Source organism: Caballeronia mineralivorans PML1(12) (genome assembly GCF_001028175.1).
GTDB lineage: Bacteria > Pseudomonadota > Gammaproteobacteria > Burkholderiales > Burkholderiaceae > Caballeronia > Caballeronia mineralivorans.
Window position 1 is genome coordinate 1 of the sequence record NZ_AEJF01000208.1, and the last position, 8,867, is coordinate 8,867.

The 8,867-nt window shown below is 58.5% G+C and carries 8 protein-coding genes and 1 pseudogene; 7 read left to right on the forward strand and 2 right to left on the reverse strand.

Features of this window, described 5'->3' with window-relative positions:
• Positions 1 to 27 precede the first annotated feature (27 nt).
• On the reverse strand, positions 28 to 846 hold the full coding sequence (ppsR, locus tag EOS_RS34465; protein ID WP_047896699.1) for a posphoenolpyruvate synthetase regulatory kinase/phosphorylase PpsR: 819 nt from the start codon (positions 844 to 846) through the stop codon (positions 28 to 30).
• 593 nt (positions 847 to 1,439) lie between these two features.
• Between ppsR and ppsA the strand changes: the two genes are divergently transcribed.
• The 3 genes from ppsA (at position 1,440) to EOS_RS34480 (ending at position 5,394) form a co-directional block, all read left to right on the forward strand.
• A complete protein-coding gene (ppsA, locus tag EOS_RS34470) occupies positions 1,440 to 3,845 on the forward strand; it encodes a phosphoenolpyruvate synthase (RefSeq protein WP_047896700.1) in 2,406 nt (801 codons plus the stop codon).
• A 97-nt stretch (positions 3,846 to 3,942) separates the two neighbouring features.
• Complete coding sequence (locus EOS_RS34475; RefSeq protein ID WP_047896701.1) at positions 3,943 to 4,371, forward strand: NfeD family protein; 429 nt, start codon at positions 3,943 to 3,945, stop codon at positions 4,369 to 4,371.
• An 81-nt stretch (positions 4,372 to 4,452) separates the two neighbouring features.
• On the forward strand, positions 4,453 to 5,394 hold the full coding sequence (locus EOS_RS34480) for an SPFH domain-containing protein (RefSeq protein WP_047896702.1): 942 nt from the start codon (positions 4,453 to 4,455) through the stop codon (positions 5,392 to 5,394).
• 91 nt (positions 5,395 to 5,485) lie between these two features.
• On the opposite strand, the gene smpB is transcribed toward EOS_RS34480, so the two are convergent.
• Complete coding sequence (gene smpB / locus EOS_RS34485; protein WP_047896703.1) at positions 5,486 to 5,935, reverse strand: SsrA-binding protein SmpB; 450 nt, start codon at positions 5,933 to 5,935, stop codon at positions 5,486 to 5,488.
• A gap of 99 nt (positions 5,936 to 6,034) precedes the next feature.
• Between smpB and EOS_RS34490 the strand changes: the two genes are divergently transcribed.
• The 4 genes and pseudogenes from EOS_RS34490 to EOS_RS34505 form a co-directional block, all read left to right on the forward strand.
• Entirely contained in the window at positions 6,035 to 6,469 is a 435-nt protein-coding gene (locus EOS_RS34490; RefSeq protein ID WP_047896704.1) for a type II toxin-antitoxin system RatA family toxin, read from the forward strand.
• Positions 6,469 to 6,798 (forward strand): RnfH family protein, encoded by a 330-nt coding sequence (locus EOS_RS34495; protein ID WP_047896705.1) that lies wholly within the window; start codon positions 6,469 to 6,471, stop codon positions 6,796 to 6,798. Before EOS_RS34490 ends, EOS_RS34495 begins: the two co-directional genes overlap by 1 nt.
• 212 nt (positions 6,799 to 7,010) lie before the next feature.
• Positions 7,011 to 8,471 (forward strand): IMP dehydrogenase, encoded by a 1,461-nt coding sequence (gene guaB, locus EOS_RS34500; protein WP_047896706.1) that lies wholly within the window; start codon positions 7,011 to 7,013, stop codon positions 8,469 to 8,471.
• Between the two features lie 2 nt (positions 8,472 to 8,473).
• Positions 8,474 to 8,867 (forward strand): annotated as a pseudogene (locus EOS_RS34505) (hypothetical protein); the annotation flags it as partial.

Consider the following 8,867-nt stretch of genomic DNA (forward strand, 5'->3'; position numbering starts at 1 on the left):
AACGGCTTTTTACTTGGCCGCTCGATACTAATAATACGAAGGCCGTTCCAACCGGATCTCCTGCAAGATGGTCGTGGCAATCTCCTCGATCGACTTGTGCGTCGACGATAACCACTTGACTCCCTCCCGCTTCATCATTGCTTCGGCTTCGTTGATTTCATAGCGGCAATTCTCGAGCGCCGCATACTTGCTCCCCGGTCGCCGCTCGTTGCGAATCTCCGCCAGCCGCTGCGGATCAATCGACAATCCAAACATCTTTTCCCGATAGGGACGCAACGGCGTCGGCAAGCGCCCGCGCTCAAAATCTTCCGGAATCAACGGGTAATTCGCTGCTTTAACCCCGTACTGCATGGCCAGATAAAGCGACGTCGGCGTCTTCCCGCTCCGCGACACGCCGACCAGGATCACATCGGCATCGGACAGATTACGATTCGACTGGCCGTCGTCGTGCGCCAGCGAGAAGTTGATCGCCTCGATCCGGTTCTTGTACTCGTCCGTATCCGCGTTCTGGTGAACCCGGCCCATTGCGTGCGTCGACTTGATGTCGAGTTCCAGTTCCAACGGCTCAATAAAGGTTTGGAACATGTTTAACACCAGCGCGTTCGAACGCTGCACGATCTCGTTCGACGCGCTGTCCACTAGCGTAGTGAACACAATCGGACGACGGCCGTCGAGCGACACCGCTTCGTTGATTTTCGCGATGGTTGCATGCGCCTTGTCGGTCGAATCGACGAACGGCACGCGCACGAGCCGGAATTTCTGGTCGAACTGGGACAGGATCGAATGCGCGAAAGTTTCGGCAGTGATCCCGGTGCCATCGGAAACGATGAATACGGTAGGCGGCATCGGCGTTAAGGTGCGTGAAATTACGTGAATGACGTGAAATGAAACTGACGGTGATTATCGTCGATTAATTAATCGGGCAGGATGATCGATGGACCGGCGCAAAAGGCCTGGTTGCAAGCGGTTGGCAAAGGCGCACCGCAAACGGCGTTCAGGCGAATGACTTTAAGCTAAGCATCCACTAAAACACCCGATGTGCGCCGCCACACCATGCACGTGTGAAGGGTCTCATTTGCGAGCGCTTTTATGCCCCGCGATGAAACATTTTCAAGAGCCAGCACGGTAGAATAGCGGCAACCTGTTCGATAAGCAATTGCGGACAATCTGCCACCGAATCGCACGAATTTGCGTACATATCGTGTGTTTTAGTTGCAAAAGATCGCTTTTTTGAGCGGTTTTGATTGTCGCGGAGGTGTTTCAAAGTCGTGTTTTCGAGCGTTATCGCGTGTTCTTGCGACGGTGCTCAAGCGGCCTTGGCGCTCTTCAGCATGTGCTTATCAAACAGGTTATGCAGGTTGCGGTACGCGCCCCCAATGAGCGCCGCCGCTTCGAGCCCACTTGCATGATCGTGAATTCCATCCACCTTAGGGGCTTGTATGACTAACGAAGCTAACGTTGCAAAGGACCAAGCGTATGTAGTGCCATTCGAGCAGTTGCGAATGACCGACGTCGACATTGTCGGCGGTAAAAATGCGTCGCTCGGCGAGATGATCAGTCAGCTCGCCGAAGCCGGTGTGCAGGTGCCGACCGGTTTTGCGACCACGGCGCAGGCATTTCGCGACTTCCTCCATCACAACAACCTGACCGAGCGCATCGCCAAACGTCTGGAACTCTTTGACGTCGACGACGTGAAAGCCCTCGCCGAAGCCGGCAAGGAGATCCGTCAATGGATCGTCGACGCGCCGATGCAACCGCGCCTCGAAGAGCTGATCCGCAAAGGCTTCGACACGCTTCAGGCAAGCTCGCCGGAAGAACTGTCGTTCGCCGTGCGTTCGTCGGCAACCGCTGAAGACTTGCCGGACGCATCGTTCGCCGGTCAGCAGGAAAGCTATCTGAACGTGGTCGGCATCGAGGAAGTGCTCGATCGCATGAAGCACGTGTTCGCGTCGCTGTATAACGACCGCGCTATTTCGTATCGCGTGCACAAGGGCTTTACTCACGCGGAAGTCGCGTTGTCAGCGGGCGTGCAGCGCATGGTCCGCTCGGACGTGGGCGCGGCCGGCGTGATGTTCACGCTCGACACCGAATCGGGTTTCAAGGACGCCGTGTTCATCACGTCGAGCTATGGCCTGGGTGAAACGGTCGTGCAGGGCGCCGTGAATCCGGACGAGTTCTACGTCTTCAAGACCACGCTCGAACAAGGCAAGTACCCGATCATCCGCCGCTCGATCGGCTCGAAACTCATCAAGATGGAATTCACGAGCGCTGGCGAAGCTGGCCGCGTGAAGACCGTCGACGTGTCGCACGAGCAGCGCAACCGCTTTTCCATCACCGACGAAGACGTGATCCAGCTCGCGAAGTACGCGGTGATCATCGAAAAGCATTATCAGCGTCCGATGGATATCGAGTGGGGCAAGGACGGCCGCGACGGCAAGATCTTCATCCTGCAGGCACGTCCTGAAACGGTGAAGAGCCAGAATGCCGGTAAGGCCGAAATGCGCTTCAAGCTAAAGGGCCAGTCGCAAGTGCTCGCGACGGGACGCGCCATCGGCCAGAAGATCGGCGCAGGTCCGGTGCGTGTGATTCACGATCCGTCGGAGATGGATCGCGTTCAGCCGGGCGACGTGCTGGTGGCCGACATGACCGACCCGAACTGGGAGCCGGTGATGAAGCGTGCGTCGGCAATCGTCACGAATCGCGGCGGGCGGACTTGCCACGCGGCCATTATTGCGCGCGAGCTGGGCGTGCCGGCGGTAGTGGGTTGCGGCGACGCAACCGACTTGCTGAAGGAAGGCCAGTTGGTGACGGTGTCGTGCGCGGAAGGCGACGAAGGCAAGATCTACGACGGCCTGCTCGAAACCGAAGTGACCGAAGTCGAGCGTGGTGAATTGCCCGAGATCCCGGTCAAGATCATGATGAACGTCGGCAATCCGCAACTCGCGTTCGACTTCTCGCACCTGCCGAACGCGGGCGTGGGTCTGGCACGGCTCGAGTTCATCATCAACAACAACATCGGCGTGCATCCGAAGGCAATTCTCGAGTATCCGAATGTCGATGCCGATCTGAAGAAGGCGGTGGAAAGCGTCGCGCGCGGACACGCATCGCCGCGAGCGTTTTATGTCGACAAGCTGACGGAAGGCATCGCGACGATCGCAGCGGCGTTTTATCCGAAGCCGGTGATTGTGCGTTTGTCGGACTTCAAGTCGAACGAGTACAAGAAGCTGATCGGCGGTTCGCGTTACGAGCCGGACGAAGAAAATCCAATGCTCGGCTTCCGTGGCGCATCGCGTTACATTTCGCCGGACTTCGCCGAAGCCTTCCAGATGGAATGCATCGCGTTGAAGAAGGTGCGCGAAGAGATGGGCCTCGACAACGTCGAGATCATGGTGCCGTTCGTGCGTACGTTGGCGCAGGCCGAGAAGGTGGTTGGCCTGCTCGATAAGTTCGGCCTGAAGCGCGGTGTGAACGGCTTGCGGCTTATCATGATGTGTGAGATTCCGTCGAACGCGATCCTTGCCGAAGAGTTCCTGCAATTCTTCGACGGTTTCTCGATCGGATCGAACGATCTGACGCAGCTCACGCTGGGTCTGGACCGAGATTCGGGCATGGAGTTGCTCGCGGTCGATTTCGACGAACGCGACCCGGCTGTGCAGTTCATGCTGAAGCGCGCGATCGAAACGTGTCTGCGGCTGAACAAGTACGTGGGCATCTGCGGTCAGGGTCCGTCGGATCACCCGGACCTCGCCGAATGGCTCGCGAAGCAAGGCATCGAGTCGATGTCGCTGAATCCGGACACGATCATCGACACATGGAAGACGCTTGCAGCTGCATTGAATAAGTAAAACATGCGGCTGCACCGAAAGGGTATCAACCTTTCAAAACAGTAAGCGTGCTATAACACCCCGGACATTCCGGGGTGTTTTTGTTTGGAGGAAACGCATGGCTGCTAACGGACTTTTCTGGTGGATCGGCGCTGGGGCGCTCGTCTTGCTCGAGCTGATGTCCGGCACGTTTTATTTGTTGATGATCGCGCTGGGTTTTATCGCGGGCGGGATTGCGCATTTGTTTGGAGCGGGACTGGAGATTGAATTGCTCGTGGCCGCGCTGGTCGCGATAATCGCCGTGGCCGTGCTGCGGCGCTCGAAGCTCGGCCACGTTACTCGGCGCGATGCATCGCATGATCCGGGCGTGAACCTGGATATAGGCGAGACGCTGAAGGTGAACGAGTGGCACGAGGGTCGCGCGAGGGCGCTGTATCGCGGGGCAGAATGGGACATTGAGCTGGCACCCGGCGAGACCGAAGGCGCGCGGCTCTACAGGATCACGGCGTTTTCCGGCAACACGCTGGTGGTGGCGGCAAAACGCTGAGACGTTGGACCGGGGTTTAAGCTTTCCTAAGCAGATCGATAAGCAGCTCGATAAGCAATACGCGCATAACAAGGAGTAGAAATGGACGTGACTATTATCGGGGCAATTTTGTTGATTATCGTCATCGCGATTGCGGCGCAGACGATCAAGATCGTGCCGCAACAACATGCATGGGTGCTGGAGCGGCTCGGGCGCTATCACGCGACCCTGACGCCGGGGCTGACCATTGTCGTGCCGTTCGTCGATCGCGTGGCGTACAAGCACGTGCTGAAGGAAATTCCGCTGGAAGTGCCGAGCCAGGTTTGTATCACGCGCGACAACACGCAGTTGCAAGTGGACGGCGTGCTGTATTTCCAGGTGACGGACGCAATGAAGGCGTCGTATGGATCGAGCAACTTTATTTACGCGATCACGCAGTTGTCGCAGACTACCTTGCGTTCGGTGATCGGCAAGCTCGAGCTCGACAAAACGTTCGAAGAGCGCGATTACATCAATCACAGCATTGTCACGTCGCTTGATCAGGCTGCGGCGAACTGGGGCGTGAAGGTGCTGCGCTATGAGATCAAGGATTTGACACCGCCGAAGGAAATCCTGCACGCGATGCAGGCGCAAATTACCGCCGAGCGTGAGAAGCGGGCGGTGATCGCTGCGTCGGAAGGTCGCAAGCAGGAGCAGATCAATATTGCATGGGGCGCGCGTGAGGCGGCCATTCACAAGTCCGAAGGCGAGCGGCAGGCGCAGATCAATCAGGCACAGGGCGAGGCGTCGGCGATTCTGGCGGTGGCCGAGGCAAATGCTCAGGCCATTGAAAAGGTGGGTGCGGCAATCACGTCGGCTGGCGGCATGGAAGCCGTGAATCTGAAGGTGGCCGAGCAATACGTCAGCGCGTTTGCGAATATCGCGAAGCAGGGCAATACGTTGATCGTGCCGGGGAATTTATCGGAGATGAGTTCGATGATTGCGTCCGCGCTGACCATCATCAAGGGCGAGGGAGCGGGTGGCGGGGTAGTTCGGAAGGGCTGAAGCGTTACGCTTGCTGAATGAAAAAAGGGCGTCGACCTTGTAAGTCGGCGCCCTTTTTGTTTTGACATACTCATTGTCATGCTGGCGGCGCTCAATGCTTGGCGCCGCGCATGATTTGCGCCTTTTCGCGTTCCCAGTCGCGCTTTTTCTCGGTTTCGCGTTTGTCGTGCAGCTTCTTGCCCTTCGCCAGGCCGATCTCGCACTTCACGCGACCGCCTTTGTAGTGGAAGTTCAGCGGCACAAGCGTGTGGCCTTTCTGCTCGACCTTGCCGATGAGCTTCGAAATCTCTTCGCTATGCAGCAGCAGCTTGCGCGTGCGGACCGGATCCGGATGGATGTGGGTCGATGCTTCAGGCAATGGGCTGATGTGCGCGCCGATCAGGAACAATTCGCCGTCGCGGATGATGACATAGCCTTCCTTGATCTGGCCGCGGCCGGCCCGGAGAGCCTTGACTTCCCACCCTTCCAGCACGAGCCCCGCCTCGTAGCGATCTTCGATGAAGTAATCGAAGAAGGCTTTTCTGTTGTCGATGATGCTCATGAATGAAAAGTGCCTAACTCGTTTAAAATCCTGATTTTAGCAGCGTGGGCTCGGTAAAGCCCGCAAAGCTTCTCACTCTTGCCACGCGTTGCGCCCTTTATGGCAGATGTCCAGAAAACTGTATTGATCCGTCACTCTGCAGAGCAGATGTTCGACCTCGTCACCGATGTCGCCGATTACCCGAATTTCTTGCCATGGTGTGGAGGCGTTGAGGTAGGCCAGCACGACGAACACAGCATGGAAGCGAAGATCCACATCAATTTCAAGGGCATCAAGCAGCATTTCGCGACGCGTAATGTGCACACGCGGCCGACCACGATCGATATGGAGTTCATGGACGGTCCTTTCAAGAAGTTCACCGGGTACTGGCGGTTCACGCCGTTGCGTGCCGATGCCTGCAAGATCGAGTTCGCGCTGCATTACGAGTTTTCGAACATCATTCTCGAGAAGATCATCGGGCCGGTTTTCAGTCATATTGCGCACACGTTCGTCGATTCGTTCGTGAAGCGCGCCGATCAGCGGTATGGGAAGTGATGACACTTTCTATTGAGGTTTGTTACGCATTGCCGGAGGGGAAGAGTGCGATTTGCGCGCTTTCGCTGGGCGAGGGCGTGACTGTGCGGGAGGCTATCGAGGCGAGTGGATTACTCGCGCGGTTTCCCGAGATCGATCTTAACGTGCAGAAAGTGGGCGTTTTCGGGAAGATCCGGCCGCTGGATGAGGTGCTCGTCGATCGCGACCGGGTGGAGATTTACCGGCCGTTGAAGGTCGATCCGAAAGTCGCGCGGCAGAGGCGGGTGGAGAAGACGCGGCGTGGCGGATCCATTGAAGGGCGGCGGTGGACGCGTAAAGAAGCGCGCTAAACAGCGTCGCGGCGTTCGCGTAGCATCCGCAAAACCGAACTTATATCGAACGATAATCGAGCGAAAAACCGAAACGGCGACGTAAATCGCCCACCCGGCCGGGGCCCGTAAATTGCGCCGGAAAACGGGAGATGCCACCTAAGCTGCTGTTCGGGCAGTGAAAATCCGGGGAACTATCGGTATAATTCGGTTTTGCGCCCATAGGATTTGCCATGCGTCTGATCCAGAAAGCACTCACGTTCGATGACGTGCTCCTCGTGCCCGCGTTTTCCAATGTTCTCCCGCGCGACACCAGCCTGAAAACCCAGGTTACCCGCAAGATCTCCCTGAATATGCCGCTGCTGTCCGCCGCCATGGACACGGTCACCGAAGGCCGCCTCGCCATCGCGATGGCCCAGCTCGGCGGCGTCGGCATCATCCACAAGAACCTCACCGCTGCCGAACAGGCCCGCGAAGTCGCGAAAGTAAAGCGCTTCGAATCAGGCGTGGTGCGCGATCCGATCACCGTGCCGCCGCAAATGAAAGTGCGCGACGTGATCGCTCTCACGCAACAACATGGCATTTCGGGCTTCCCGGTGGTGGAAGGGCAGCAATTGATCGGTATCGTGACGAACCGGGATCTGCGCTTCGAAGAGCGTCTCGACGACGAAGTGCGCAAGATCATGACGCCGCGTGAACGTCTCGTGACCGTCAAGGAAGGCACGCCGCTCGCCGAAGCCAAGGCGCTGATGCACAGCCATCGGCTGGAACGCGTGCTGGTCGTCAACGACGCGTTCGAATTGCGCGGCCTGATGACCGTCAAGGACATCACGAAGCAAACCGAACACCCGGATGCCTGCAAGGACGAACACGGCAAGCTGCGCGCAGGCGCGGCGGTTGGGGTTGGCCCGGAAAACGAAGAGCGTGTCGAGTTGTTGTCGGCGGCGGGTGTTGACGTGATCGTCGTGGATACGGCGCACGGGCACAGCCAGGGCGTGCTCGAACGCGTGCGCTGGGTGAAGCAGAACTATCCGCATATTGAAGTGATCGGCGGCAATATCGCGACCGCCGCGGCTGCGAAGGCGCTCGTGGAATACGGCGCGGACGGTGTGAAGGTGGGTATCGGCCCGGGTTCGATCTGCACGACGCGGATCGTGGCCGGTGTCGGCGTGCCGCAAATCACGGCGGTGGCGAACGTGTCGGACGCGTTGCGCGGCTCGGGCGTGCCGGTGATCTCGGACGGCGGCGTGCGTTTTTCCGGCGATGTCAGCAAGGCGCTCGCCGCAGGTGCCGACGCCGTGATGATGGGCAGCATGCTTGCCGGCACGGAAGAATCCCCCGGCGACGTGTTCCTGTTCCAGGGCCGTCAGTTCAAGGCGTATCGCGGCATGGGTTCGGTCGGTGCGATGAAGGACGGCGCGGCGGATCGTTATTTCCAGGACAACTCGGCGAATATCGACAAGCTCGTGCCCGAAGGCATTGAAGGGCAGGTCGCCTATAAGGGCTCGGTCAACGCCATCCTGTTCCAGGTGGTCGGCGGCGTGCGGGCAAGCATGGGATATTGCGGCTGCCGCAATATCGCCGAAATGCACGACAAGGCCGAATTCGTCCAGATCACGGGCGCCGGCATGCGCGAGTCGCACGTGCACGACGTACAGATCACGAAGGAAGCGCCCAACTACCACGTGGACTGACTATGAAACCGCTTCTGCGCGTTGTCCTTGTCATCAATGCACTGATCTTCTTGGCCTTCGGCGTGCTGTTCCTGCTTACGCCATGGGCAGCTTTATGGGCATCGATGCATCTCGTGACCGTGCAGCCGCCGTTTGTAGGACAGCTGTTCGGGGTGGCGCTCATTGGTATCGCGTGGCTTGCGGTTCATGCGGCTATCGATGGCGCGTTGACCGCGACGGCCGCCAAGGTGTCGGGACATGTGGAGTGGTTGTCGGCACTCGTGATGATGGTCTGGCTGCTCGGGCTGCACACGCCAGAGTTGACGGGTTTCGGGCAGGTGATTGCGGCATTGGTAGGTGTGGTCATGCTGGTGCTGGGGCTCGGAAGCGTGAGGCTGTCGGGCGCGGTGCGGCGGC

Coding starts and splice junctions, on each gene's coding strand:
- EOS_RS34480 (WP_047896702.1), top strand. CDS start 4,453: ATGGACGTGACTATTATCGGGGCAATTTTGTTGATTATCGTCATCGCG.
- ppsA (WP_047896700.1), top strand. CDS start 1,440: ATGACTAACGAAGCTAACGTTGCAAAGGACCAAGCGTATGTAGTGCCA.
- EOS_RS34475 (WP_047896701.1), top strand. CDS start 3,943: ATGGCTGCTAACGGACTTTTCTGGTGGATCGGCGCTGGGGCGCTCGTC.
- smpB (WP_047896703.1), bottom strand. CDS start 5,935: ATGAGCATCATCGACAACAGAAAAGCCTTCTTCGATTACTTCATCGAA.
- EOS_RS34495 (WP_047896705.1), top strand. CDS start 6,469: ATGACACTTTCTATTGAGGTTTGTTACGCATTGCCGGAGGGGAAGAGT.
- EOS_RS34490 (WP_047896704.1), top strand. CDS start 6,035: ATGGCAGATGTCCAGAAAACTGTATTGATCCGTCACTCTGCAGAGCAG.
- guaB (WP_047896706.1), top strand. CDS start 7,011: ATGCGTCTGATCCAGAAAGCACTCACGTTCGATGACGTGCTCCTCGTG.
- ppsR (WP_047896699.1), bottom strand. CDS start 846: ATGCCGCCTACCGTATTCATCGTTTCCGATGGCACCGGGATCACTGCC.